Below are 24,551 nucleotides of genomic sequence, written 5' to 3'. Positions count from 1 at the left end.
TGAGGGGTGACCGTGAACGCTAAGACCAGCCCGAGCGCTGGCAACACCTGGCGAGACCTGCCCGCGGCGCAGCAGCCCGAGTACCCCGACACCGAGGCTCTGCGCGCAGTGATCGCGGACCTCGAGTCGTATCCGCCGCTCGTCTTCGCGGGCGAGTGCGACCAGCTGCGCGCCCGGATGGCGGCCGTCGCCAAGGGAGAGGCGTTCCTCCTCCAGGGCGGCGACTGCGCAGAGGCCTTCGACGCGGTGTCCGCGGACCACATCCGCAACAAGCTGAAGACGCTGCTCCAGATGGGCGCCGTCCTCACGTACGCCGCGTCCGTGCCCGTGGTGAAGGTCGGCCGGATCGCCGGCCAGTACTCGAAGCCGCGCTCCAAGCCGACCGAGACCCGCGACGGCGTGACGCTGCCGACCTACCGCGGCGACTCCGTCAACGGCTTCGACTTCACCGAGGCGGCCCGGATCCCGGATCCCGAGCGGCTCAAGCGCATGTACCACGCGTCGGCGTCCACGCTGAACCTGGTGCGCGCCTTCACCACCGGTGGTTACGCCGACCTGCGCCAGGTGCACGCCTGGAACCAGGACTTCGTGAAGTCCTCCCCCTCCGGCCAGCGCTACGAGCAGCTCGCCCGGGAGATCGACAACGCGCTGAACTTCATGCGGGCCTGCGGCACCGACCCGGAGGAGTTCAAGACCGTCGAGTTCTTCTCCTCGCACGAGGCGCTGCTGCTCGACTACGAGTCGGCGCTGACGCGGATCGACTCGCGCACCGGGCAGCTGTACGACGTCTCCGCGCACATGGTGTGGATCGGCGAGCGCACCCGGCAGCTGGACCACGCGCACATCGAGTTCGCCTCGCGCATCCGCAACCCGATCGGCATCAAGCTCGGCCCCTCCACCACGGCCGAGGAGGCGTTGCAGTACATCGAGCGCCTCGACCCCGAGCGCGAGCCGGGCCGGCTGACCTTCATCGTCCGCATGGGCGCGGACAAGATCCGCGACAAGCTCCCCGAGCTGGTCGAGAAGGTCACCGCCTCCGGCGCGACCGTCGCCTGGATCACCGACCCGATGCACGGCAACACCTACGAGGCGGCCTCGGGTCACAAGACCCGCCGCTTCGACGACGTGCTCGACGAGGTCAAGGGCTTCTTCGAGGTGCACAAGAGCCTGGGCACCCACCCGGGCGGCATCCACGTGGAGCTGACCGGCGACGACGTCACCGAGTGCGTGGGCGGCGGCGACGAGATCTTCGTCGACGACCTGCACCAGCGCTACGAGACCGCCTGCGACCCGCGCCTGAACCGCAGCCAGTCGCTCGACCTGGCGTTCCTGGTGGCGGAGATGTACCGGGACCAGTGACGGTCCGCCCCTCGCAGGGGCGGGTGAATGGGGCGCGGGTCACACACGATCCGCGCCCCCTCCACTTTTGTCGATCTCGCGTGATGGGTAAGGTTAGGTTTGCCTCACCGATCAGCGGGCCTTCCGGTCTTCGGCGGTACGGCACGACCTTGTACCCGCTCGGGAGGTGAACCGCGTGTTCGTCTGCAGCTGCTTCGGAGTCACCGAGGAACAGGTGAAGGGCCACGCGGAGGCCGGTGCCTGCACGCCCCGGCAGATCGCCTCCGCCTGCAAGGCGGGCACCGACTGCGGCGGCTGCGTGCGCCGCATCCAGGCACTCCTCGGCCGTGGCGCCTGCCCGCGCCGGGAGCTGGCCGACCAGGGCGGACCGGTCCTCGCGGAGCTTCCCGAAGCCGCCTAGGACGCGCCCCGGGAGCCCTCGGCCCTCAGAGCGAGCCCGGTCCCGACGGGTCCGGCTGCGTCTGCTCGATGACCGTCGACAGGTAGAGCGACTCGCCCAGCTTCTCGATCAGGTCCAGCTGGGTCTCCAGGTAGTCGATGTGGTGCTCCTCGTCGGCGAGGATGGCCTCGAAGACGTTGGCCGACGTGATGTCGTTCTTGGCCCGCATCACCTCGACGCCCCGGCGCAGCCGGTCGATGGCCTCGATCTCGATCTCCCGGTCGGCCTGGAACATCTCGGTGACCGTCTGGCCGACCCGCACGTGGAACAGTCGCTGGTAGTTCGGCAGGCCGTCCAGGAGCAGGATGCGGTCGGTGAGCACCTCGGCGTGGCGCATCTCGTCGAAGGACTCCGCGCGCGTGTACTTCGCGAGCTTGGTCCAGCCCTTGTGGTCCTGCAGCTTCGCGTGCAGGAAGTACTGGTTGATCGCCGTGAGCTCGGCGGTCAGCTGCTCATTGAGGAACTCGATGACCTCGGGGTCGCCCTGCATCGCTTGACGCTCCTTCGAACGGGAACTGGCCTGTTGCGCCGCATGATGGCACCGCCCGGGAAGATCGTCCAGTAAGTCTCGACTTAGTAAGTAAGTACAGGCTTAGTCCATATCGCGTTACTTTGCCCGAATGTAAGAGGAGTGGGTCAGGGGCATCGGTCCGGGTCTGTCAGGATGGAGGCATGGGTCAGCCGGTGGGAAACGAATCGGGAGAAGGCGGTTCGCAAGGAGCGCAGCGGTTCGAGCTCCCGCCGGGACAGCGGCTCCAGCGCGGCTGGCCGGTCACCCACTACGGGCCGGTGCCCAAGTTCCGCCCCGAACGCTGGGAGTTCCGGGTCTTCGGCGCCACCGCCGACGGCGACAAGCGCGGCTGGACCCACGAGGAGTTCACCGCCCTGCCGTACACCACGGTCGTCGCCGACCTGCACTGCGTCACGAAGTTCAGCATGCTCGGGGCCGAGTGGGGCGGTGTCCCGGCCGCCACCATCCTGGACCTCGCCCCGCCCGCGCCCGCCGTCACCCACGTGATGGTGTGGGCGGAGTACGGGTTCAGCTCCAACCTCCGGCTGTCCGACTTCGCCGCCGGGGGCACCCTCTTCGCCACCCACAAGGACGGCGAGCTGCTCACCGCCGAGCACGGCTTCCCGCTGCGGCTGGTCGTCCCGCACCTGTACGCCTGGAAGGGCCCGAAGTGGGTCCGGGGCATCGAGTACATGACCGCCGACCGCCGCGGTTTCTGGGAGGAGCGGGGCTACCACAACATCGGCGACCCGTGGCGGGAGCAGCGCTACTCCTACCAGGAGGAACCCGGGGACGGCCCCGACCTCTGACCGCTGCGCCGTTCCCGGCGGCCGTCAGCCGTCGCGCAGCTTCTTCAGCCGCTCCACGTCCGCCGCGTGGCCCTCCTTGCCGCCCGGCGTCTCGATCACCAGCGGCACCCCCTCGGTCGCGGGGTGGGTCATCAGCGCCCGGAACGGGTCCTCGCCGATGTGGCCGGCGCCGATGTTCTCGTGCCGGTCCTTGTGGGCGCCGGCCACGTCCTTGGAGTCGTTGGCGTGGACCAGCCTCAGCCGGCCCTCGCCGACCGTGTCCACCAGCAGGTCCAGGGTCTGGTGCATGCCCGCCGGGCCGGTCAGGTCGTGCCCGGCCGCGAAGACGTGACAGGTGTCCAGGCACACGCCGAGCCTCGGGTGGGCGTCCAGCGCCTCGAAGTAGGGCCCGAAGTCCCAGGTCCGTGAGCACAGGGAGGCGCCCTGGCCGGCGGTCGACTCCAGCAGCAGGTACGGGTCGTCGTCGTGGGTCAGCTCGTCGAGCAGCGGCAGCAGGTACTCCCGCACCTGCTTCAGCGCCACCGACCGGTCCCGGCCGCCGGTGGCGCTGCCGGTGTGCACGACCACGCCGAGCGCGCCGATCGCCCGCCCGCGCCGCAGCGAGTGGCGCAGCGAGTCCACGGACCGCTCCACCGTCGCCTCGGTGTGCGAACCGAAGTTGATCAGGTACGGCGCGTGCACGTACGCGGGGATCGACTCCGCCGCGCAGGTCTCCCGGAACGCCTCGTCCTGCTTCGGGTTGCCCGCCGGCGTGGCCCAGCCGCGCGGATTGGCGACGAAGACCTGCACGGCCTCGGCCTTCAGCTCTCGGGCGTAGGACAGGCCCACGGAGTGCAGCCCCCCGGCCACGGGGACGTGACCGCCGACGGGGTTGCGGGGGAGCGGGGCCGTGGTGCGGGGAAGCGGGGCCGTGGCGGGGGAGAGGGCGGACCGTTGACTGTTCACCCGTTCAGGGTGTCACGCGTCCGGCCCCGCCCCGGCACGCGAGGAGCCCGCGGGCGGTCACCTGATGGTGATCTTGATGGTGGAGCCCTTGGGGGCCGTGTCCCCGCCGTCCACGGACTGGTCCTTCACGGTGTCGCCGAACAGCCCGAGCAGACCCCGGTCCTCGTCCACCTCGAAGCCGGCGTCCCCGAGCTTCCGCTTGGCGTCGTCCACGCTGTCCCCGACCACGTCCGGCACCTCGATCATCTCGGGTCCCTTGGACACCGTGAGCGTCACCGTGTCGCCCTCGGCCGCCCGGCTGCCCGGATCCGGCGTCTGCCGGGCGACCTGGCCCCGGTCGTACTCGGAGTGCACCTGCGCGGAGGCGACCTTCACCTTCAGGCCGGCCTCGGTCAGCTCCGCCTTCGCGTCGGCCAGGTCGTCACCGGTGACGTCCGGGAGGTCGATGGGGCTGCCCTTGCTGACGACCAGGGCGACCGCCGAGCCGGCCCGCACGGTGGTGCCGGTGGCGGGCTCGGTGGAGACCACGAAGCCCTTGGGGGTGTCCTCGCTGAACTCCCGGGTCACCATGCCCGGCTCCAGCCCCTCGTCCTTCAGCAGGGTCCGCGCGCGGTCCAGCCGGTAGCCCGCGACGTCCGGCAGCTTCACGGTGTCGGGGCCGTCGGAGATCGTGAACGACACCGAGTCGTTCTTGCGGATGCGGGCGCCCGCGCCGGGGTCCGTGCTGATGACCTTCCCGCGCTCCACCGTGTCGCTGTAGGCGTGCCGGACCTTGCCGACGTCCAGGCCGGAGTCCTCCAGCCGGTCCCGGGCCTCGGCCTCGCTCTTGGACAGCAGCGCCGGCACCTTGGTGAACTGGCCGGAGTTGATGTACCAGACGCCCGTGCCGACCCCGAGGACCAGCAGGACGGCGACGACGATCGCGAGCGGGCCGCGCCGCAGCTCCGGGCGCCGGCGCCTGGGCGGCGGCGGTGGGGGAGCGGACAGCCGGCTGGTGCGGTCGACGCCGTCCGCGGGGAACCCGTGGGCCCGGTCGCCGCCCCCGTCCTCGTCGACGGGCAGCGGGCGCATCGGGGAGGTCAGCGCGCGCGGGATCACGCTCGTGCGGTCCTCGGCGTTGTCGTGCTCGCCGCCGATCGCCTGCGGCGGCACCGCGTCCAGCTGCTCCGCGCTCAGCGCCGCGCGCGCGAGGCGCGCCTGCGCGAGCAGCGTCACGGCGTCGTGCGGACGGATCTCGGGGTTGCGGGCGGTGGCCGTCGCGACCAGCTCGTCCAGCTCGTACGCCATCTCCGGGACGGCGGCCGACGGCGGCGGGACGTCCTCGTGGAGGTGCTTGTAGAGGATCTGGGCCGGGGAGTCGCCCTCGTGGGGCTTGCCGCCGGTCAGCATCTCGTACAGGACGACACCGCAGGCGTACACGTCGACCCTCGGGTCGGCGGTGCCGTGCTCGATCTGCTCCGGCGCGAGGTAGGACACGGTGCCGAGGACGGACCCGGTGGTGTGCGTCACCGTGTCCACGGCCCGGACCAGCCCGAAGTCGGCGACCTTGACCCGGCCGTCGTCCCCTATCAGCACGTTCTCCGGCTTCATGTCGCGGTGCACGAACCCGGCCCGGTGCGCGGCGCCGAGCGCGGCCAGCACCGGCTCCAGGATGTCCAGCGCGGCCCGCGGCCGGAGCGCCCCGCGCTCGCGCAGCACGTCGCGCAGGGTGCAGCCGGCGATGTACTCCATCGCCAGGTAGACGTACGCCCCCTCGGCACCCTGGTCGAAGACCTGCACCACGTTGGGGTGGTCGAGCCGGGCGACCGACTTCGCCTCGCGGATGAAGCGCTCCACGAAGGTGGCGTCGGTCGCGAGGGTCGGGTGCATCACCTTCAGCGCGAGCACGCGGTCCAGGCGGGTGTCCACGGCCCGGTAGACCGTGGCCATCCCGCCGACCGCGATCCGCGCCTCGACGCGGTACCGGCCGTCGAGCAGCTGCCCGACGAGGGGGTCCTGAAGGGTCGTGTCCACGCAGGTGAGTGTACGAGCCACCACGGACACCCCGTGTCGCCGTCGGCGATCGGGGGCGGTACTGCAGCGCACCTGTGACGTACTCCACCGGAGCGGCGGACCCGCGTGCCTCCCCGGGGCCCTGACGCCCCCGGAGGCGACGCCGGGGCGATGCGGAGGGCGGGCGACGGCATGCCGCGAGCACCGTGGGCCCCTCGGGGCGCCCGGCGCCGGTGCTCAGAAAGCGGGCCGCTCCGGGTCCAGCGCCGCCATGCCCTCCGTGGGGGAGGACGCCTCGGCGAAACGCCGCCGGGGGATCCGTCCCGCCCGCCGGGCCAGCCGCCCCGCCTCGACCGCGGCCCGCATGGCGCCGGCCATCAGCACCGGCTCCTGCGCCCGCGTGACCGCCGACGCGAGCATCACCCCCGCGCACCCCAGCTCCATCGCGAGCGCCACGTCGGACGCCGTACCGGCCCCCGCGTCCAGGATCACCGGCACGCGCGCGTGCTCCACGATCAGCTCGAAGTTGTGCGGGTTGCGGATACCGAGCCCGGACCCGATCGGCGAGCCCAGCGGCATGATCGCCGCACAGCCGACGTCCTCCAGCTTCCGCGCGAGGACCGGGTCGTCGTTCGTGTACGGCAGCACCGTGAACCCGTCGTCGACCAGCGTCTCCGCCGCGTCCAGCAGCTCGATCGGGTCAGGCAGCAGGGTGCGCTCGTCGGCGATGACCTCCAGCTTGACCAGGTCCGTGCCGAGCGCCTCGCGCGCGAGCCGGGCGGTGAGGACGGCCTCCCCGGCGGTGAAGCAGCCGGCCGTGTTCGGCAGCACGCGGATGCCGAGCCGCTCCAGCACGGACAGCACGGACCCGTGCACCGAGGCGTCCACCCGCCGCATCGCGACGGTCGTCAGCTCCGTGCCGGAGGCCAGGAGAGCGCGCTCCAGCACATCGAGGCTGGGCGCCCCGCCCGTACCCATGATCAGACGGGACGCGTACGACGTACCGCCGAGGACGAAGGGATCGTCGGCCATGGTCAGCCTCCTTGGACAGCGGTGAGGACCTCGACGCGGTCGCCGTCGGCCAGGGCGGTGGCGGACCACCGCGCGCGCGGGACGACGGTCTCGTTCAGGGCGGCGGCGACTCCGGACGGCGCCGCGGTGAGCGTGCCCACCAGGGCGTCCAGGGCCGTGCCGGGAGCCACCTCGCGCGGCTCGCCGTTGACGGAGATGTTCATGCGGGCTGCTCCGAGAGTGCGGGGGCGGCGCTGAAACGCCGCGGGGTGAAGGGTCGGGCCTCGGGCGGCAGCTCCCCGGTGGTCAGGACGTGCGCCATGGCGTCGCCGGTCACCGGGGTGAGCAATACGCCGTTGCGGTAGTGCCCGGTGGCCAGCAGCAGCCCCTCCAGGCCGGTCGGACCCAGCAGCGGGGCGTTGTCCGGGGAGCCCGGGCGCAGGCCCGCGCGGGTCTCCGTCAGGGGCAGCTCGGTGATGCCGGGGACCAGCTCGTGGGCGTCGCGCAGCAGCTCGTAGACACCTCCCGCGGTCACCGTCGTGTCCCAGCCCATCTCCTCGCTGGTGGCGCCGACGACCAGCTCGCCGCTCTCCCGGGGCACCAGGTAGAGCGGGTTGCCGCGCACCACGGCGCGGACCGTCCGGTTCAGCAGGGGCCCGTGCGCCGCCGGCATCGCCAGCCGCAGCACCTGCCCCTTCACGGGCCGCACCGGCGGCAGCACGTCGTCCGGGACCCCGGCGAGCCGTCCGCTCAGGCTGCCCCCGGCCAGCACCACCTGCCCGGCCTCCAGCACCGTTCCGTCGGCCGTGGCCACCCCCGTGGCCCGCTCCCCGCGCCCGACCGCGAGCCGCTCGGCCCACACCCGGTGGAACACCACGCCCGCGCCCTCGCAGGCGGCCAGGAGCGCGGCGGCCAGCCGCCGGGGGTCGATCTGGTGGTCGCCGTCCACCCGGAGCCCGCCGCGCACGCCCGGCGCCAGCATCGGTTCCAGGCGGCGGCACTCGCGCCCCGACAGCCACTCGGCCTCCAGCCCCGAGCGCTGCTGGAGCGCGTGCAGTTCCCGCAGGTGGGCGCGGTCGTCGGCGTCCAGCGCGACGGCGAGGGTGCCGCAGCGGCGGTAGCCGAGGTCGTGGCCCGTGAGGTCGGCCAGCTCGGCGGCGAAGTCGGGGTAGCGGCGGGCCGAGGCGAGGTTCAGGGCGAGCAGCGTCTGCTCGCCGTAGTGAAGTTCCGTGACGGCGGCCAGCATCCCGGCCGCCACGTGGGCGGCCCCGCCGCCCGGCTCCGGGTCGACGAGGGCCGTGGCCAGCCCGCGCTGCGCGGCCCGCCAGGCCGTGACCAGGCCGATGATCCCCCCGCCGACGACCAGGACGTCGGATGCACGGGACGACGTGTGTGACGGAGACGACATGGGCGTCCAGCCCCTCCCTTCGCCGGCATGACCCGGATCAGGTTCGTACGGTCGGAGGCCGCCAGCCTCCCTCTCAGCCCGGTGCGTCCGGGCTCCCGCGAGTGCCTTACGTTGGCCACCCTAGCCCGCGGCCCATCACACGTGTAAGGGAGCCCGTGCCCATGGCGCGTTCACTCGACGGTCTCGTCCTCGCCCCGGTCGCCGACCAGGCGCCCGGCCAGGTGGGCACGCGCACCCGGTTCGGCTACCACGAGCGGGACGGCGCCGTGTGGGCCGAGTACGAGGGCGGCGACGTGGTCCTCGGTCGCCTGGTGGGCACCCGGGAGGGCGACCGGCTCGACTTCCGGTACGTGCAGCTCGGGACCGACGGCGGCACGTCCTCGGGACACTGCGTCTCGACCGTCGTCGAGCTGCCGGACGGCCGGGTGCGCCTGGAGGAGACCTGGGAGTGGGAGTCGCGGCCGGGCAGCGGGACGAGCGTTGTGGAGCAGGTCACTCCGCACGAGCACTGACTGACAGAACGTCAGGTGTCTAAGGTGATCAGGTGAGCGAGCAGACGCAGGAGCAGACCCGGGAACGGGCGGCGGACGCGGAGCGCCGTGTGGTCGTCGTGGGCGCGGGCATGGCGGGCGTGCAGACCGCCGTCGCCCTGCGGGAGCAGGGTTTCACCGGCACCGTGACCCTGATCGGAGCCGAGCCGCACCAGCCGTACGACCGGCCCCCGCTGTCCAAGGCCGTCCTGCTCGGCACCGCCGAGGGCTCCGCCTTCGACGTCGACTTCGAGGCGCTCGACATCACCCTGCGGCTCGGCTGCGAGGCCCTGGGCGTCCGCCCCGGCGCCCACCTCCTGGACACCTCCGCCGGACCCGTGCCCTACGACGCCCTGGTCCTCGCGACCGGCGCCGAACCGGTCCGGCTCCCCGGTGCCGAGGGCGTGCCCGGCGTGCACCTGCTGCGCACCCTGGACGACGCCGAACGGCTGCGCCCGGTGCTGGCCCGGCAGCACGACATCGTGGTCGTGGGCGCCGGCTGGATCGGCGCGGAGTTCGCCACCGCCGCGCGGGAGGCGGGCTGCGCGGTGACCGTCGTGGAGGCCGCCGACCGGCCCCTCGCCGGCGCGCTGCCCGCCGAGGTCGCCGCGCCGATGGCCGCCTGGTACGCCGAAGCCGGCGCCGTACTGCGCACGCACGCGCGCGTGGAGCGCGTCGAGCCCGCCGCGGACGGGGGGCCGGGGCACGTGGTCCTCGACGACGGCTCCCGGCTGCCCGCCGGCGCGGTCGTCGTCGGCATCGGCGCCCGGCCCGCCACCGCGTGGCTCGCCGGCTCGGGGATCGACCTCGGCGAGCACGGCGACGTGCCGGCCGACGACCGCCTGCGCACCTCCGCACCGGACGTCTACGCGGTCGGCGACTGCGCGTCCTTCCCCTCCGCCCGCTACGGGGAGCGGCTGCTGGTGCACCACTGGGACAACGCCCTCCAGGGCCCGCGCACGGTCGCCGCCGCCATCGTCGGCGCCCCCGCCGGCGAGGCCCCCGAGGCCTACGACCCCGTGCCGTACTTCTGGTCCGAGCAGTTCGGGCGCTTCGTCCAGTACGCCGGCCACCACACGGCCGCCGACGCCACCCTCTGGCGCGGTGACCCCGCGGGGCCCGCCTGGTCGGTCTGCTGGCTGCGCGAGGACCGCCTGGTCGCCCTGCTGGCGGTCGGCCGCCCCCGGGACCTGGCGCAGGGCAGACGCCTGGTCCAGTCGGGCACGAGGATGGACCCGCGGTTGCTGACCGACCCGGCGAGACCGCTCAAGGCGGCGACGGCCTAGCCCTTCCGTATTCTTCCGAGGTCTTCCGCCCCCGGCCCGGATGCCGTGACGGACGGGTCCGGTTTCCCACTGTCAGCGCCGGATGGCAGGCTTGTGGACGTGACCGAGATTGACGCAAAGACCGACGCGCTCGTGCCTGCCTGGCTCACCGTCCCCGACATCGCCGAGATGCTCGGCGTCGAGGTGACCCGCGTACGCCAGCTGATCAGGGAAGGCCAGCTCATCGCCGTCCGCCGCGGCGAGAACCGCGCGCTGCACATCCCGGCGGCCTTCATCGACGAGGACAAGGTGGTCAAGGGCCTGGTCGGGACCCTGACACTGCTGCGGGACGACGGCTTCACGGCCGAGGAGATGCTGGAGTGGCTCTTCACGCCGGACCCGTCCCTGCCCGGTACCCCCGCCCAGGCGCTGAGCGAGAATCGCGGCACGGAGGTGAAGCGCCGCGCCCAGGCGCTCGCCGTCTGACCTGACCCGTCCTCGCGCCCGGCACCCGGGTGCGGTACGGTCCGGCCCGCCGCCCCGGCCCAGGGGCGGCGGCGCCGCCTTCCGCGTGCCCGCGGCCCTCGCCGGGGCCCGAGCCCTCGGTGCCGGGCTGTACCGGCCCCGGGCCGCCGGCCGTGTCCGCCCGACGGGCCGGACGGGGTGACGAGACACCCGCACCGTGGCCGCCGAGGCCCGTCAACCGAGGCCGTGCGCCCCCCGCGGGCCCGCGCCACCGACCTGGGGGAACCCGCATGCCCGCATCAGACGCCAGCACCACCCGCGCCCGGCTCGCCGACGCCCGGCTCTACCTCTGCACGGACGCCCGCCGCGGCCAGGGCGACCTGCCCGAGTTCCTGGACGCGGTGCTGGTCGGCGGCGTCGACATCGTGCAGCTGCGCGACAAGGGCATGGAGGCGGCGGAGGAACTGGAGCACCTCGAGGTCTTCGCCGACGCCTGCGCCCGCCACGGCAAGCTCCTCGCGGTCAACGACCGGGCGGACGTCGCCCACGCCGCCCGCGCCGACGTGCTGCACCTCGGCCAGGGCGACCTCCCGGTGCCCGCCGCCCGCGCGATCCTCGGTGACGACGTCCTCGTCGGCCGTTCCACCCACGCCGACTCCGAGGCCGCCGCTGCCGCCGTCCAGGACGGCGTGGACTACTTCTGCACCGGCCCGTGCTGGCCGACCCCCACCAAGCCCGGCCGGCACGCGCCCGGTCTCGACCTGGTGCGGTACACGGCGTCCCTGGGCACCGACCGCCCCTGGTTCGCCATCGGCGGCATCGACCTCGGCAATCTCGACGAGGTCCTGGAGGCCGGTGCCCGGCGCGTCGTCGTGGTCCGCGCGATCACCGGCGCCGACGACCCGGGCGCGGCGGCGGCCGACTTCGCGAAGCGGCTGCGCCAGGCGTAGCGATGCGTAGCGAGGTGTAGTGAGGCGGATGCCGGAGGCATGTGTCCAAGGGGTGGACAACAAATCGACAATGCGGACAAATACCCCGCATCCGGTTGGGTGACCGCCGCCCCCTGACTAACCTGCCCGTATGGCCCTCGGAACCGCATCCACCAGGACTGATCGCGCACGCACCGTGCGCGACATCCTGGCCACCGGCAAGACGACCTGCTCGTTCGAGTTCTCGGCACCGAAGACGCCCAAGGGCGAGAAGAACCTGTGGAGCGCGCTGCGGCGGGTGGAGGCGGTCGCCCCGGACTTCGTCTCCGTGACCTACGGCGCCGGCGGTTCCACGCGCGCCGGCACGGTCAAGGAGACCCAGCAGATCGTCGCCGACACGACGCTGACCCCCGTCGCCCACCTCACCGCGGTCGACCACTCCATCGCCGAGCTGCGCAACATCATCGGCCAGTACGCCGACGCCGGGATCCGCAACATGCTGGCCGTGCGCGGCGATCCGCCCGGGGACCCCATGGGCGACTGGATCGCGCACCCCGAGGGCCTGACCTACGCCGCCGAACTCGTCGAACTCATCAAGGAGTCGGGCGACTTCTGCGTCGGCGTCGCCGCCTTCCCGGAGATGCACCCGCGCTCCGCCGACTGGGACACGGACGTCGCGCGCTTCGTCGACAAGTGCCGGGCCGGCGCCGACTACGCGATCACGCAGATGTTCTTCCAGCCGGAGTCCTACCTGCGCCTGCGCGACCGGGTCACCGCGGCCGGCTGCGAGACCCCGGTCATCCCCGAGGTGATGCCGGTGACCAGTGTGAAGATGCTGGAGAGGTTGCCGAAGCTCAGCAACGCCTCGTTCCCGGCCGAGCTGGAAGAGCGGATCCTCGCAGCCAAGGACGATCCGGCCGCTGTACGCTCCATCGGTATCGAGTTCGCCACGGAGTTCTGCGCGCGGCTGCTGGCCGAGGGTGTGCCCGGACTGCACTTCATCACGCTGAACAACTCCACGGCGACCCTGGAAATCTACGAGAACCTGGGCCTGCACCACTCACCGCGGGCCTAGACCGGCCGCACATACTTGCGACACACTGCGTAGCGGCCACTGGGAGAGGGGCGTACATGGGCTGGGCGGTCCTCTACATCGCGTTCGGCATCGTCGCACTGTGGCTGCTCGGCGAGGTGCTGCTGCAGTACAAGGCGCGGCTGCGCTGGCGGCTGCTCGCCTTCGGCGGCTTCCTCGGTGTCGTGGCCGGTGTGCTGATGTCGAACGTCATCGTCATCGGGCTGGGCGCGGCCGCCTTCGCGGTCGGCCAGACCTACGTCACGCTGTCGTTCCGCCGCGGTTTCGAGGCCGGGTGGGCGGTCAACGCCCCGGCGGGCCTCGCCGCCCGGCGCGGCCGTCCCGAACGGGGCCGCCAGAAGCCGACGTTGGAGGTCTCCGGCCTCGAAGCGGCCGGGAGCGGCCAGGACGGCCGGGACGCCTACGACGACGGACTCGCGCAGGCCCAGGGACCGGGCCAGGGCGGCCTCCCCTACGGCCACGACGACTACGACCGCGACGACGTCTTCACCCCGGCCCGCCCCGTCGACCCCACGGCCGCCGAGACCACCGCCGTCTACGAGCCGCAGCCCATGCCGGACGACACCGGGTCCTACGGCGTGTACGCCGACACCGGCTACGGCCACGACCAGCAGGCACCGGCCGCCCAGGGCGCCGACCAGGCCTACGCCTACGACTACTCCGGCTACGGCCAGCAGGGCTACGGGTACGACACCGGCGGCCAGCAGCAGTACGCCGCCTACTCCGACCCGTACATCGGCACCCACACCTACGGCGGGGCCTCCTACGACACGGGCGGTTACGACACGGCGGGCGGCCAGCAGTACGGCCAGCAGGGCTACGGGCAGGACCCGTACGCCACCGGGACGCCCGGCGGTTACGGCGGGGAGACCCCGGCCGGCGGCGTCTGGGTGCCGCAGCAGCGCAGCACCGACGACCCCTACGGCGGTGAGCTCCCGCCCGAGCAGACCTACCCGCACCAGGGCAACGGTCAGACGCAGGGCCAGGGCTACGACGAGCAGTACCGCTACTGACCGCCTCCGGTCGCCCGGTGACCTGCCCTGGGCCGCTCACCGGGAGCCCTGGAACGCCGGTCCCTCCACGACGAGTCCGGCGACCAGCGCGCCCGACATGCCCGCGTGCGGGAGGCCCCCACCGGGATGCGACCAGCCCCCGACCGTGAACAGTCCCTGCGTGCGCGTGCCGTTCGCCGGGTGCAGCAGACGTCCCTCCGCCCCCGCCAGCGCCGGCACCGGGATCGCGCCGTCGGCCACGCCGGTGGCCGCCGCGACCCCGGCCGGGGTACGCACCTCGTGCCACAGCAGACGGTCGCGCAGGCCGGGCACCGCCCGCTCGGCCACGTCGATCAGCCGCTCGGCCTGTAGGTCGAACACCTCTGTCGCCGCCCGGTCCGAGTCGCCGCCCAGGGCGGGCACCACCGCGGTGAGCGTGAGAGCCTCGTGCTCCGCGTCCGGGACCAGGGCCGCGTCGTCGGGCCGGAGCACCGTCACCGTCGGCCGCGCGGCCATGCCGGGCGTCGCCCCGAACAGACAGTCCAACTCGGCCGCGCGGTCCGGGGAATGCACCACCGTCCGGTGCGCCGCCCCCTCCGGACGGCCGCCCCGCAGCGCCAGCAGCACCGTCAGCCGGCTCGCCGCACCGCGCTGCGGCGCCACCTCGCCGTCGCCCCGCACCTCCGCGTCCCCGCAGAGGCGGCCCAGCACGTCCGGCGCCACCCCGGCGACCACGAACTCGGCCTCGTGCACGGCACCGTCGGCCAGCTCGACGCCGGCCGCCCGGCCGTCCTTCACGACGACCCCCGCGACCTCGGCCTCGAAGCGGAACTCGACCCGGCGGGCCAGGCACCGCTCGTACACCGCCCGCGCCAGCTCCCGCAGACCGCCGCCGCGCACGTACCACGTCCCGAAGGCGTACTCCATGTACGGCAGTACCGCGGCGTTCGCCGGGGCGGTGCGGGGGTCGAGGCCGTACGCCAGCGCGTGGCTCTCCAGGAGGGCGGCGAGCCGCGGGTCGCGCAGCTCCCAGGCGCCGACCTCGGCGAGGGTGCCGGCCCGGCGGGTGCGCAGCAGGCGCCTGTGCGGGACCGCCGGGTAGGGCTCACGCGCGGCCAGCACCTCCCAGTTCGGCCACAGGGGCTCCTCCAGGAGGGGGCGGCGGGTGCGGTCCCAGGTCTCCCGGGCCCGCACCAGGAAGTCGCCCCAGCGCTGCCCGGTGTCCTCACCGAGCGCCGCGTCCAGGGCGGCGACCACGCCGGCCCGCGAAGCGTTCGGCAGCGAGAGCTCCGTGCCGTCCGCGAACACGTGCCGTGACGAGGGGTCGACCTGGACCAGCTCGACACAGGACTCCAGCGGCTCCTTGCCGGTCTTGACGAACAGATCGCGCCAGACCGCCGGCAACGGCAGCAGACCGGGACCGGTGTCGAAGGAGAACCCGTCCCGCTCGAAACGGCGCAGGGCCCCGCCGTACGTCGTCGTCCGCTCGTACACCACCACCCGGTGGCCCGCGACGGCCAGCCGGGCGGCGGCCGCCATCGCGCCCATCCCGGCGCCGATCACCGCAATCCGTGCCATGGCAGGGACTTTATCCGCCGCCGCCGACCGTCCCGCTCCAGGGGAGGGCACCCCGTCCACCTGCGGGAACGGCCGGCGGCGGACCGGAGCCTGAGTACCGGGACGGGCGCGCGCGTGACCGGTCGACGGCACGCCGCCGTGGGCCGGGGTGCGCACCCCTGAGTACGGCTACCTAGTCCGTCAGATGAGTACGCGCGCGGATGGGCCCCGACCTGCGAGAACGAGAGAGTGGAGGCACGGAGAGGGGCACGGCCGCGGACCGGCGACACGGGGCGCCGGAACGGAGCCGGGCCCACGATCCGCTCCTTCCGTCGGCCGTGGTCGGCGGGAGCGAGGCACGGGGGAGCCCGCGGGCACGACCTGGGACGGTCGTACCGCCGGGGGACGTACGGGGGAGAAGGCGCCGGTCCGACGGTGGCCCGCGGGGGACGCGGCCACCACGGACCGGCGTTCTTCGTGCGCGGGCGCGGCCCGGTGCCTCAGGGGCGGCCGCTCACGCGCCCCTGGAGCAGCCGGGACAGGGCCGCGTGCACGTCGTCGAGGGAGCGCTCGGGCTGGAACGACTTCCAGTCCAGCGCGGCCACCAGCACCATGCCGACCAGCGCGGCGGCGGTCAGCGGCACGTCGATCTCCTCGCTGAACTCCCCGCTCGCCACGCCCTCGCGCAGCACCCCCTCCACCACCGCGACGGCCTCCTGCCGCACCACCAGCAGCGTCGACTGCCAGGCCCGGTTGGTACGCCACAGCTCGGCCACGTAGAGCTGGGTGAAGGCCGGGTAGCGGTCGATGAAGGCGAGCCCCGCGCGGATCATCGCGTCCAGGGCGTCCACCCGGCCGCGGCCCTCGCGCGCCGCCCGCTCCGCGGCCTCGCGCAGCGACGCGGTGAGGAGCCCGACACCATGGCGCAGCAGCTCCTCGAAGAGGACGGACTTGCTGGCGAAGTTGTAGTAGACCGTGCCCTTCGCGACCCCCGCGCGTTCGGCGATCTCGTCCACCGTGGTGGCGGAGAAGCCCTGCTCGGCGATGAGGGTCACGGCCGCCTCGTAGAGCTTCTGCCGGGTGGCCTCGCGCCGGCTGCTGCCCTGCGAGGTGGCGCTGCTGCTTTCCATGGTCCCGATTGTCACAGCACCGCCCTCGGGGGCGTCACCGCAGGGCCCGGGGCGTTCACAGGGTCAGCTCCGGGTGCAGCCGGTCGAGCGTCCACACCTGCCGGCGGCGGGCCGACAGCGCGGTCAGCGCGAGCGCCGCCGCGGTGAACGCGGCGAGCACCACGCTCGCGTGCCACACCGGTTCCAGCCCGCCGCCCGTGATGAGCCTCCTGAGCGCCTCGACGACGTGGCTCATCGGCAGGAAGGGGTGGATCGCGTTGAAGAAGCCCGGACTGGTCTGGACGGGGTACGTGCCGCCCGCGGACGTCAGCTGGAGCATCAGCAGCGCGAGCACCAGGATGCGGCCCGCCGCCCCGAAGCGGGCGTTCAGCCACTGCACGATCGCCGCGAAGCACGCCGTCACCAGGAACAGGAAGCCCACCGTCCCGGCCGCCCGGACCATCTGCAGGCCGACCGCCCAGTGCAGCACCGCCATCAGGGCCGTCGTCTGCAGGACCCCGAGCGCCACCACCGGCAGCCAGCCCGCCAGCGCGATCCGCCAGGCCGACGACCCCGCGGCGAGCGCCCGCCGGTTCAGCGGCGGGATCAGCATGTACGCCACCATGGCGCCCACCCACAGGGACAGCGGAATGAAGTACGGGGCGAAACCGGTGCCGTAGTTCGGTGCCTGGTGGAGGGACTCGGAGGTGAGCCGGACCGGGTCCGCCATCACGGCGGTGCGCCGGTCGCGCTCGTGCTCGTCGTAGTCGGGTATCTTCTCGGCGCCGTCGTGCAGCCCGCCGGCGAGCTTCCCGGAACCGTCGACCAGCTTGAACATGCCGCCGTTCAGGTCGTCGGCACCGACCCGGAGCGCGCCCACCCCCTCGTCGAGGTCCTTCGCACCGGTCTTGGCCGTGCCGAGACCCTTGTGGATCTTCTTGGCACCGGCGGCGACCTTGCCGGCGCCCGTGTTCAGGTCGTTGACCTTCTTGACGGCGTCGTCGAGGTCCTCGGAGAGGTTCGGTGCCCGTTCGGCGAGGGCCTTCGCCTGCTTCTGGAGGTCGGCCAGGTGCTCGTCGAGCGTCTTCAGCTGTTCCTCGTGGTCGGTGACCAGGCCGCTGACGTCGTCGGCGACGGTCGCCACGGCCGCCGCGGCGTCCCGGGCCTTCTCCAGGTCCGGGCAGGCCGCGTCGGGCGGCGCGGGGTCCGCACACCGCGTCCGGTACACCGCGGCCAGCGCGTCGGACTCCGCGCGGGCGTCCTTCGCGGCCGCGGGGGCCTCGTCCACCAGGGCGTCCAGGTCCTCGCGGATCGTGCCGGAGGAGTCGGCGACGAACTGGGCCGTCTCGCCGATGGTCCGCTCGTTGTCCTCCAGGAAGGGCCCCACCCGTCCGGCGGCGTCGTTGACCTGGTCGGCGAGCTTCTGGGTGCCGTCCGCGACCTGCCGCGAACCCTTCTCCAGGTCACCGGCCCCGGTGTCGAGCTTCCGCAGGCCCTTGGACAGCCTGCCGCTGCCGTCCTCGGCGTCCTTGAGGCCGTCGGCCAGGTCCTTGGAGCCCTTCTCCGCCTTCCCGATGCCGCCCTCCAGCTCGTCGGCGCCCTTGGCCGCCTCCACGGTCTCGCCGTGGATGTCGGAGAAGGAGATGAAGATACGGTCCAGGAACGACCGCGACGCCTTGCCCGACGCCGCCTCGCGCACCTCGCCGAACACGGTCCGCGAGATCTGCCCGACGATGTAGTTGTTCGCGTCGTTCGTGCGCACCCGCAGTGCGCCGGTCTCCGGCGAGTCGCCCCCGCTGGAGGCGATGCGGCGGCTGAGGTCCGCGGGCATGGTCAGCGACAGGTAGTACGTGCCGTTCTCGACGCCGCGTCGGGCCTCGGCGGCGCTCACCTCGTGCCAGTCGAAGACCTCGCTCTCGCGCAGCCCCTCGGTGATGTCGTCGCCCGCCGTGAGCCTCTCGCCGTGCGAGGTCGCCCCCCGGTCGTCGTTCACCAACGCCACGGGGATGCGGTCCAGACGCCCGTACGGGTCCCAGAACGACCACAGGTACAGGGCGCCGTAGAGCAGCGGCAGCAACAGCAGCGCGACCAGGGCGGCCCGCGGCAGACGCCCGCGCCCGAAGCGCCTGAGCTCAAGGGCGGCCAGTCTCGGCGAGCGCATCGGCGGCCTCCTCCGTCCCGTCCTCGGCGTCCTTGCCGCGCCGTGCGCCGGTGGTCGCCCGGGTGCCCGTCCCGTCGTCCGCCGGGTCCTCCCCGGGGGACGCCTCGGGCTCGGGGTCCTCGGGCTTCGGGCCCGCGGGCTCCAGGTCCTCGGGCCGGGTGGAGACGGTCACCGCTCCCTCGGGCGGCTCGCCGCACACCGCCAGGACGGTCGTGCCGGACGCGGCGACCGAGGCGAGCAGGGACCAGATCCCGGCCCGCTCGGCGGCCGACAGCTTGAGATCGGCGTCGTCGACCCCGAGCAACCGGGGGCGGCCGATCATCGCCAGCGCGACCGACAGCCGCAGCGCCTCCGTGCGCTCCAGATCCCGTACGGCGGTCCGCAGCCCCTTGGGCAGCGTCCGCGGGTCCAGTCCGGCCGCGGTCAACGCCTCGTCGACCCGCAGCCGCTCCCGCGCCGTCCGCTCCCCGCGCGGGCGCAGCAGGCCGCGCACCGAGTCGCCGAAACGGCGTTGCAGCAGCGCGCGCTCCCGCAGGTGCTCGGCGACGGTCAGGGCCGGGTCGAGGTCCGTGACACCCGGCACGTGGGCCAGGGCGCTGACCCGGCGCAGGGCGGACATCCGCCGGGGCAGTCGCAGGCCGCCCACGGTCGCCGTCCCCTCCGTCGGCCGCATCCGGCCCGTCAGCGCGAGCAGCAGGCAGGTGCGGCCCGAGCCCGACGGTCCCGCCACCGCGATGAGCGAGCCGGGCTCCGCGTCGACGCGGACCCCCCGGAACGCCCAACCGCGTGGCCCCCTGAGTCCGAAGCCGCGGGCCGTCACCGCGAGCCCGAGCGGACCGTCCACGCCGCCTCACCCCTTGACCCCTTCCGGACCGGCGCCCGGGAGAGTGTTTGAACTGACTGGTCAGTGCAAAAGCTAACCCGAACCTACGGTCGGGGCAAAAGCCCTGGTCAGAACGGATTGTCAGTGGCATACCTCACGATGGGCACATACGGCACCTCTCACAGCGCGTGCCGTCACGAAGACGACAGGAGGATCGTCATGGCCCACTCGTCCGCAGCCGCCGCCCGGCGCCGCGCAGCCGGCCCTGCACCCTCACTGACCGGTCCGGCGAGCGACGTGCACCCCGTGCTGCGCCGGACGACCGCCCCGCCCGCCGCCCTCGACCTGCTCGCGCAGGCGCGGGCCGGTCTGGAGGAGGCCACCGTCCTCGAAACGCCGAACGAGCGCTACGCGACGGCCCATCTCGCCGCCCTGCGCACCGCCGCCGCGGTGCTCGCCGCACGGGGCCGCCCGGAGACCACCCCGCGGGCCCGGGCCCGCATCCGCAGCGCCTGGGAGGTGCTCCCCGAGATCGCGCCCGAGCTCTCCGACTGGAGCGCGCTGTTCGCCTCGGGCGCCGGGCGCCGGGCCCGGGCCGAGGCGGGCATCCAGGGCGCGGCGGGCAGCCGGGACGCCGACGACCTGATACGCGACGTGGCGATGTTCCTGCGCCTGGTGGAGCGGATGCTGGTCCTCCAGCCGGTCCTCCCGCAGCCCCGGCCCGACGCGGGGTAGCGCCGGGGGCGGGCGGTGGGCGTCCTGGGGTGCCGGGTGAGCGGCCGAGTGAGCGCCGGGCGACCGGATGGGGGGGCGCGGGTGAGCGGGCGTGGGGCGGTGGCACGGGGTGATCGGTCGGCGCACCGGAGGCAATAGGGTGGGAGGAGCCTGAAGCCTGCCCCTTCCCGCACCGGGCCGGGGCGGCAGCCCGTTCGCTCCGCCCGTGCCCGAGGCGGTGCCGCGCCGAGGAGTCAACTGCCGTGTCGGACCCGATGCGCCCGCCCGTCTCCCCCCACCGCCCGCCCACGGCGTCGCCGCGCTCCGAGCCCGCACGTTCCCGCGCCGCCCTGCGCACCGCCGTGGTCTGGGACGTCCTCCAGGACGCCCTCGACCGCCGGGTCAAGGCCACGGGACGCCAGGCGCTGGACGTCCTGGACACCGGTGGCGGCAGCGGCAACTTCGCGGTGCCGGTGGCCCGCCTCGGCCACCGCGTCACCGTCGTCGACCCGAGCCCCAACGCCCTGTTCGCGCTGGAGCGCCGGGCCGCCGAGGCCGGCGTCGCCGACCGGGTGCGGGGCGTGCAGGGGGACGCCCACGGCCTCTTCGACGTGGCCGAGCGCGGCGGCTACGACGTGGTGCTGTGCCACGGCGTCCTCGAGTACGTGGACGACCCCGCCGAGGGCGTCCGCAACGCCGTCGCCGCCCTGCGCCCCGAGGGCGTCCTCAGCCTGCTCGCCGCCGGGCTGGGCGGTGCCGTGCTCGCGCGCGCCCTCGCCGGGCACTTCGCGGAGGCCCGGCAGGCCCTCGGCGACCCGAACGGCCGCTGGGGCTCGGGTGACCCCGTGCCCCGCCGGTTCACCGCCGAACAGCTCACCGGACTGGTCGAGGCCGCGGGGCTGCGGATCGGCGCCGTGCACGGCGTGCGGGTCTTCGCCGACCTCGTCCCCGGGGTGCTGGTGGACACCGAGCCCGGTGCCATGGACGCCCTGCTGAAGCTGGAGGCCGCGGCGGCCGAACTCGCCGCCTTCCATTCTGTGGCCACACAGCTGCATGTGCTCGGTGAGACCCGAGGGACTCAGGAGACCTGAGCAACCCCGTGAGGTAAGCCGCTGATCAGGGCCGCGGCTGCAGATGGAGTACGCCACAGGCCCCCCGAACGGGGGCCAGTCGCCGTATGATCGAGGGAGACCGCCCGGCATGACGGGTCGGCCGCTGGGGAATGGAGACTTCAGCGAGCCGGCACGGCCATGACGGAGACCGGTTGGCCAATTGGCGTAATGGGGCGGGTTTCACGGGGGCGAATCCCTGCCTATCCTGAAGGGACCCCCCGGGTCGCCCCGGCGACTGCACGATGAGGAGGACTCCGTGCCGCTCTCGGAGCACGAGCAGCGCATGCTCGAGCAGATGGAGCGAGCGCTGTACGCCGAAGATCCCAAGTTCGCGACAGCGCTCGAGGGAAGCGGGCTGCGTACGTACACCCGGCGACGGGTCTACCAGGCGGTCGCGGGCTTCCTCGTAGGTATTGCGCTCCTCATGGCCGGTATGGTCGCCCAGCAGGTCTGGCTCAGCGTGGTGGGTTTCCTCGTCATGCTGGGCTGCGCGGTCCTCGCCGTGACCGGCTGGCGCAAGGCACCGAAGCCGGGTGAGCAGCCCGCCGCCGGTGCCGGACCACAGACACGCCGTCAGGGGCGCCAAAAACGCTCCATGATGGACCGCATCGACGAGCGCTGGCAGCGCCGCCGGGACGAGCAGCAGGGCGGCCAGTAGCTCCAGCCGTCCGTTCACCAGGACATCCTGATGAGGGGGTGGGCCACCGATCGGTGGCCCACCCCCTCACACATGTCCGTGCAGTGAACGGGAGTCGCCTCCGCACCAGCTCGAGGAGGCGGGGGCCGCGCCGCAGCGCGCCCCCCGCTCCGTCGCGGCCCGCCCGGCGCTCCACCGCACCGCACGGGCCGCCGTCTCAGCCCTGCTGCCCCCGCGCCCTGCGCAGCGTCGGCCGGGCCGCCCCGACCCGCCGTTTCGAGGCCGCCCACCACGCCGACGCCGCCCAGACCACCCGCACGGTCGAACGCGGGGCGAACCGTGCGCGCAGCCGAGTGCCCCGGCCGACCCCGGCCCGCAGGCCGGCCTCCGCCCGGCGCACATCCTCCGCGAGGCCCGCCGTCAGGCGCGGGCGCGGCGCGTAGAGAGCCTGCTCCACGGCGTCCGCCACCCGGTGCACCGACGCCGCGGCCGCCGGGTCGAGTTGTCCGATCCGGACGATGCGGGCCGCCGCCCTGCGCGGGGTCTGCGACTCCTGCGGCAGGATCCCGACATCCCAGGCGGTGTCGGTCAGCTCCTGCCAGACCGCCAGGGTGTGCGGCCCCGCGTCCGCCTCGCCGCGGCCGTGCGCCCCCAGCCGCGCCGAGCGGGTGCGCAACCGCCACAGCATCGGTGCGAGCGGGACCAGCAGCACCGCGAGCCCGGCCAGCACCCAGGCCAGCACCGCGTACCACTTCGGTCCGTTCCCGCCCGTAACCGGCGCCGCCGCCGCGGACTCGCTCGCGCAGGCCTCCAGCTTCTTGTCCTGGGCCGAGCAGGACTCGCTCACCGACGGCGCCGCCGACGGCTCCGTCTCCGCGTTCCGGGACGGCAGGGCGGGGTCCGGCACCGAGCTGTCCGGCGTGTCCGTCAGGGTGTACGAGGGCGTCGAGCCCCGGGTCGGCGTGGGCTCGAAGCGGGTCCAGCCCACGCCCTCGAAGTACACCTCGGGCCAGGCGTGCGCGTCCCGCAGGCCCACCGAGACCGAGCCGTCCGCCTGCGGGGAGCCCGGGGCGAAGCCGACCGCGACCCTGGCCGGGATGCCCAGGGACCGGGCCATCGCGGCCATGGCGAAGGAGAAGTGGACGCAGAAGCCCTGCTTGTCCCTCAGGAAGCGGGCTATCGCCTCCGAACCGCTGCCGACCTTGACCTGGGTGTCGTACTCGAAACCGCCGTTGACCGCGAAGTACTCCTGGAGCTTGACCGCCTGCTCGTAGGGGTTCGCCGCGTCGGCCGTGACCTCCCGGGCGGTCCGGGAGACCACCTCGGGCAAGGAGTCCGGCAGCTCGGTGTACTCCCGCGTCAGCGCTCCCGGCGGCTGCGGTGCCGCGGCGAGCTGCTCCGCCGTCGGCTGCACGTTCAGGCCCCGCACCTCGTACGTCAGCCCGCGTGTGTTCTGGCCGTGGTCGCCGACCAGCGTCATGCCGACGGGCTCGTAGCGCCAGTTGCCGGCGACCCGGACGCCGCTCGGCGGGTACGGCATCGGCAGCCAGTCCTGCGCGTACCAGTCCGCGGCCGAGATGGTGGCCCGGGTCTCCGTCCGCTCGATGTCGGGGCCGAGGCCGACCGGCGTCGGGAAGGAACCCTCCGGTACGCCGGTGATGTGCCGCTTGGACGGCTTCCACGTGGTCCCGTCGAAGTCGTCCAGGGACACGATGCGCAGGTACAGGTTGGCTATGTCGTTCGAGTCGGTGTCGACGGAGAGGACCTGCCGGTTCTCGTCCACGTTGAGACTGTCACGCAGGGAGACCAGAGGGTTCACCGCGGAGATCGTGCCCCCGCCGCCGGTGCCGTCACCGGCCCCCGTCCCGGCGCTGTCCAGCAGACCGCCGTCCATCGCGGGCAGGGCGAGCGGCACCACCAGCGCGATGCCCAGCGCGAAGGCGCCGATGCGCCGCCCCGTGCGGACCGGAGCCACCGCGCCTCTCGGCTCCCCGCCCGGCGTACGCGGCGCGCCGCCGAAGACCCGGCCCCACTGCGAGAGCCGGTCGCGCCCCTCGGCCAGCAGCAGCATCAGATAGCCGGCCGCCGCGATCAGGAACCACAGCCAGTCCGTGCCGCCCTCGGACAGCCCCGCGGCCACCGAGTACAGCGCGAGCAGCGGCAGGCCCGCCGGGGCGGCGCTGCGGAAGGTCACCGCGAGGGTGTCCACCAGCAGCCCGATCACCAGGACACCGCCGACCAGCATCAGCCGGATGCCGTCCGACTCCAGCGGCGCCGGGATCGCGTACCGGGCGATGTCGTCGCCGCCCTGTCGCAGCAGGTCGGCGAAGCGCTGGAAGGCCTGCGGGCCGGGCAGCAGCCCGGCGAGCGCCTGCTGCCGGGCGAAGACCAGCGTCAGGAGCAGCAGAGTGACCAGGGCCTGCGCGGCGACGGTCAGCGGCCGGGCCAGCGGCACCCGGCGCGCCGCCGCGCCCACCCCGGACTGGACCGCCAGGAGGAACGCGGCCTGAAGGATCCAGGTGGCCGGATCGACCAGCGGCAGCATCGCGCACGCCGTCATCAGGGTGGCCGCCCACGCGCACAGGGCCAACCGGGCCCGCCCGCTCATCGCGCACCCTCCCCGCCGCCGGCCGTCCCGGGACCGGCGCGCCCCGGACGTCCCCGTCCCCGCTGCCGGTCGGGCCCGCCGG

Annotated in this window: 23 protein-coding genes and 1 riboswitch; of the genes, 12 read left to right on the top strand and 11 right to left on the bottom strand. The window is 73.8% G+C overall.

Annotation, left to right across the window (positions count from 1 at the left end):
• The first annotated feature begins 6 nt into the window (after positions 1–6).
• Positions 7–1,359 carry a class II 3-deoxy-7-phosphoheptulonate synthase gene (locus ACZ6EG_RS01700; protein WP_391967676.1) on the top strand — a complete coding sequence of 451 codons (1,353 nt, stop codon included), beginning with the start codon at positions 7–9 and terminating at the stop codon, positions 1,357–1,359.
• A 166-nt stretch (positions 1,360–1,525) separates the two neighbouring features.
• Positions 1,526–1,759: a (2Fe-2S)-binding protein gene (locus ACZ6EG_RS01695; RefSeq protein ID WP_053129480.1), complete on the top strand. Its 234-nt coding sequence runs from the start codon at positions 1,526–1,528 to the stop codon at positions 1,757–1,759.
• A gap of 25 nt (positions 1,760–1,784) precedes the next feature.
• On the opposite strand, the gene bfr is transcribed toward ACZ6EG_RS01695, so the two are convergent.
• On the bottom strand, positions 1,785–2,288 hold the full coding sequence (gene bfr / locus ACZ6EG_RS01690) for a bacterioferritin (protein WP_356610583.1): 504 nt from the start codon (positions 2,286–2,288) through the stop codon (positions 1,785–1,787).
• A gap of 182 nt (positions 2,289–2,470) precedes the next feature.
• Here bfr and ACZ6EG_RS01685 point away from each other — a divergent pair, with 182 nt between their 5' ends.
• Complete coding sequence (locus tag ACZ6EG_RS01685) at positions 2,471–3,118, top strand: sulfite oxidase-like oxidoreductase (RefSeq protein ID WP_391967675.1); 648 nt, start codon at positions 2,471–2,473, stop codon at positions 3,116–3,118.
• 24 nt (positions 3,119–3,142) lie between these two features.
• Here the strand turns inward: ACZ6EG_RS01685 and ACZ6EG_RS01680 are convergent, their stop codons facing one another.
• The 5 genes from ACZ6EG_RS01680 to thiO form a co-directional block, all read right to left on the bottom strand.
• Positions 3,143–4,063: a deoxyribonuclease IV gene (locus ACZ6EG_RS01680; protein ID WP_469600681.1), complete on the bottom strand. Its 921-nt coding sequence runs from the start codon at positions 4,061–4,063 to the stop codon at positions 3,143–3,145.
• Between the two features lie 57 nt (positions 4,064–4,120).
• Complete coding sequence (pknB, locus tag ACZ6EG_RS01675) at positions 4,121–6,076, bottom strand: Stk1 family PASTA domain-containing Ser/Thr kinase (protein WP_391967673.1); 1,956 nt, start codon at positions 6,074–6,076, stop codon at positions 4,121–4,123.
• A 216-nt stretch (positions 6,077–6,292) separates the two neighbouring features.
• Entirely contained in the window at positions 6,293–7,087 is a 795-nt protein-coding gene (locus tag ACZ6EG_RS01670; RefSeq protein ID WP_356610579.1) for a thiazole synthase, read from the bottom strand.
• A gap of 2 nt (positions 7,088–7,089) precedes the next feature.
• Positions 7,090–7,290 (bottom strand): sulfur carrier protein ThiS, encoded by a 201-nt coding sequence (gene thiS, locus ACZ6EG_RS01665; protein ID WP_279563245.1) that lies wholly within the window; start codon positions 7,288–7,290, stop codon positions 7,090–7,092.
• Positions 7,287–8,474, bottom strand: a complete 1,188-nt coding sequence (gene thiO / locus ACZ6EG_RS01660; RefSeq protein WP_391967672.1) for a glycine oxidase ThiO — start codon at positions 8,472–8,474, stop codon at positions 7,287–7,289. Before thiO ends, thiS begins: the two co-directional genes overlap by 4 nt.
• A riboswitch (TPP riboswitch) is annotated at positions 8,472–8,583 on the bottom strand. (Overlaps the previous gene by 3 nt.)
• Before the next feature lie 52 nt (positions 8,584–8,635).
• On the opposite strand from thiO, the gene ACZ6EG_RS01655 reads away from it, so the two are divergent.
• The 6 genes from ACZ6EG_RS01655 to ACZ6EG_RS01630 all read left to right on the top strand — a co-directional run bounded on the left by ACZ6EG_RS01655 (position 8,636) and on the right by ACZ6EG_RS01630 (position 13,769).
• Complete coding sequence (locus ACZ6EG_RS01655; RefSeq protein WP_391967671.1) at positions 8,636–8,986, top strand: avidin-fold protein; 351 nt, start codon at positions 8,636–8,638, stop codon at positions 8,984–8,986.
• Positions 8,987–9,018: 32 nt separating this feature from the next.
• The gene (locus ACZ6EG_RS01650) at positions 9,019–10,290 is read left to right on the top strand and encodes an NAD(P)/FAD-dependent oxidoreductase (RefSeq protein WP_391967670.1); all 1,272 of its coding nucleotides are present in this window, start codon (positions 9,019–9,021) and stop codon (positions 10,288–10,290) included.
• A gap of 99 nt (positions 10,291–10,389) precedes the next feature.
• Entirely contained in the window at positions 10,390–10,755 is a 366-nt protein-coding gene (locus tag ACZ6EG_RS01645; protein WP_383650115.1) for an Rv2175c family DNA-binding protein, read from the top strand.
• A gap of 269 nt (positions 10,756–11,024) precedes the next feature.
• Entirely contained in the window at positions 11,025–11,684 is a 660-nt protein-coding gene (gene thiE / locus ACZ6EG_RS01640) for a thiamine phosphate synthase (protein ID WP_469600675.1), read from the top strand.
• 130 nt (positions 11,685–11,814) lie between these two features.
• Positions 11,815–12,738, top strand: coding sequence for a methylenetetrahydrofolate reductase [NAD(P)H] (gene metF, locus ACZ6EG_RS01635; protein ID WP_469600672.1), 924 nt, complete (start codon positions 11,815–11,817; stop codon positions 12,736–12,738).
• 56 nt (positions 12,739–12,794) lie between these two features.
• Positions 12,795–13,769 carry an SCO2102 family sporulation regulator gene (locus ACZ6EG_RS01630; RefSeq protein WP_391967667.1) on the top strand — a complete coding sequence of 325 codons (975 nt, stop codon included), beginning with the start codon at positions 12,795–12,797 and terminating at the stop codon, positions 13,767–13,769.
• A gap of 36 nt (positions 13,770–13,805) precedes the next feature.
• Here the strand turns inward: ACZ6EG_RS01630 and ACZ6EG_RS01625 are convergent, their stop codons facing one another.
• The 4 genes from ACZ6EG_RS01625 to ACZ6EG_RS01610 form a co-directional block, all read right to left on the bottom strand.
• Positions 13,806–15,326, bottom strand: a complete 1,521-nt coding sequence (locus ACZ6EG_RS01625; protein ID WP_391967666.1) for a phytoene desaturase family protein — start codon at positions 15,324–15,326, stop codon at positions 13,806–13,808.
• Positions 15,327–15,805: 479 nt separating this feature from the next.
• Entirely contained in the window at positions 15,806–16,435 is a 630-nt protein-coding gene (locus ACZ6EG_RS01620; protein WP_391967665.1) for a TetR/AcrR family transcriptional regulator, read from the bottom strand.
• A 55-nt stretch (positions 16,436–16,490) separates the two neighbouring features.
• Positions 16,491–18,575 (bottom strand): YhgE/Pip family protein, encoded by a 2,085-nt coding sequence (locus ACZ6EG_RS01615; RefSeq protein ID WP_469600667.1) that lies wholly within the window; start codon positions 18,573–18,575, stop codon positions 16,491–16,493.
• Positions 18,547–19,419 (bottom strand): ATP-binding cassette domain-containing protein, encoded by an 873-nt coding sequence (locus tag ACZ6EG_RS01610; RefSeq protein WP_469600665.1) that lies wholly within the window; start codon positions 19,417–19,419, stop codon positions 18,547–18,549. Before ACZ6EG_RS01610 ends, ACZ6EG_RS01615 begins: the two co-directional genes overlap by 29 nt.
• A 198-nt stretch (positions 19,420–19,617) precedes the next feature.
• Between ACZ6EG_RS01610 and ACZ6EG_RS01605 the strand changes: the two genes are divergently transcribed.
• The 3 genes from ACZ6EG_RS01605 (at position 19,618) to ACZ6EG_RS01595 (ending at position 21,882) form a co-directional block, all read left to right on the top strand.
• Positions 19,618–20,133 (top strand): SAV_6107 family HEPN domain-containing protein, encoded by a 516-nt coding sequence (locus ACZ6EG_RS01605; protein ID WP_356610567.1) that lies wholly within the window; start codon positions 19,618–19,620, stop codon positions 20,131–20,133.
• A gap of 242 nt (positions 20,134–20,375) precedes the next feature.
• A complete protein-coding gene (locus ACZ6EG_RS01600) occupies positions 20,376–21,203 on the top strand; it encodes a methyltransferase (protein WP_391967662.1) in 828 nt (275 codons plus the stop codon).
• Between the two features lie 277 nt (positions 21,204–21,480).
• Entirely contained in the window at positions 21,481–21,882 is a 402-nt protein-coding gene (locus tag ACZ6EG_RS01595) for a spore wall synthesis complex protein (protein WP_053129412.1), read from the top strand.
• A gap of 196 nt (positions 21,883–22,078) precedes the next feature.
• Here the strand turns inward: ACZ6EG_RS01595 and ACZ6EG_RS01590 are convergent, their stop codons facing one another.
• On the bottom strand, positions 22,079–24,469 hold the full coding sequence (locus tag ACZ6EG_RS01590; protein ID WP_469600661.1) for a transglutaminase TgpA family protein: 2,391 nt from the start codon (positions 24,467–24,469) through the stop codon (positions 22,079–22,081).
• Positions 24,470–24,551: the final 82 nt, after the last annotated feature.

Source organism: Streptomyces sp. NPDC041968 (genome assembly GCF_055589025.1).
The sequence above is the reverse complement of the archived record's forward strand: the minus strand, read 5'-3'. Positions and strand labels throughout refer to the sequence as shown.

Excerpts from the sequence above, each read along its gene's own strand:
- bfr (WP_356610583.1), bottom strand. The coding sequence starts at position 2,288 with ATGCAGGGCGACCCCGAGGTCATCGAGTTCCTCAATGAGCAGCTGACC.
- ACZ6EG_RS01685 (WP_391967675.1), top strand. The coding sequence starts at position 2,471 with ATGGGTCAGCCGGTGGGAAACGAATCGGGAGAAGGCGGTTCGCAAGGA.
- ACZ6EG_RS01670 (WP_356610579.1), bottom strand. The coding sequence starts at position 7,087 with ATGGCCGACGATCCCTTCGTCCTCGGCGGTACGTCGTACGCGTCCCGT.
- thiS (WP_279563245.1), bottom strand. The coding sequence starts at position 7,290 with ATGAACATCTCCGTCAACGGCGAGCCGCGCGAGGTGGCTCCCGGCACG.
- thiO (WP_391967672.1), bottom strand. The coding sequence starts at position 8,474 with ATGTCGTCTCCGTCACACACGTCGTCCCGTGCATCCGACGTCCTGGTC.
- ACZ6EG_RS01655 (WP_391967671.1), top strand. The coding sequence starts at position 8,636 with ATGGCGCGTTCACTCGACGGTCTCGTCCTCGCCCCGGTCGCCGACCAG.
- thiE (WP_469600675.1), top strand. The coding sequence starts at position 11,025 with ATGCCCGCATCAGACGCCAGCACCACCCGCGCCCGGCTCGCCGACGCC.
- metF (WP_469600672.1), top strand. The coding sequence starts at position 11,815 with ATGGCCCTCGGAACCGCATCCACCAGGACTGATCGCGCACGCACCGTG.
- ACZ6EG_RS01630 (WP_391967667.1), top strand. The coding sequence starts at position 12,795 with ATGGGCTGGGCGGTCCTCTACATCGCGTTCGGCATCGTCGCACTGTGG.
- ACZ6EG_RS01625 (WP_391967666.1), bottom strand. The coding sequence starts at position 15,326 with ATGGCACGGATTGCGGTGATCGGCGCCGGGATGGGCGCGATGGCGGCC.
- ACZ6EG_RS01620 (WP_391967665.1), bottom strand. The coding sequence starts at position 16,435 with ATGGAAAGCAGCAGCGCCACCTCGCAGGGCAGCAGCCGGCGCGAGGCC.
- ACZ6EG_RS01615 (WP_469600667.1), bottom strand. The coding sequence starts at position 18,575 with ATGCGCTCGCCGAGACTGGCCGCCCTTGAGCTCAGGCGCTTCGGGCGC.
- ACZ6EG_RS01605 (WP_356610567.1), top strand. The coding sequence starts at position 19,618 with ATGGCCCACTCGTCCGCAGCCGCCGCCCGGCGCCGCGCAGCCGGCCCT.
- ACZ6EG_RS01590 (WP_469600661.1), bottom strand. The coding sequence starts at position 24,469 with ATGAGCGGGCGGGCCCGGTTGGCCCTGTGCGCGTGGGCGGCCACCCTG.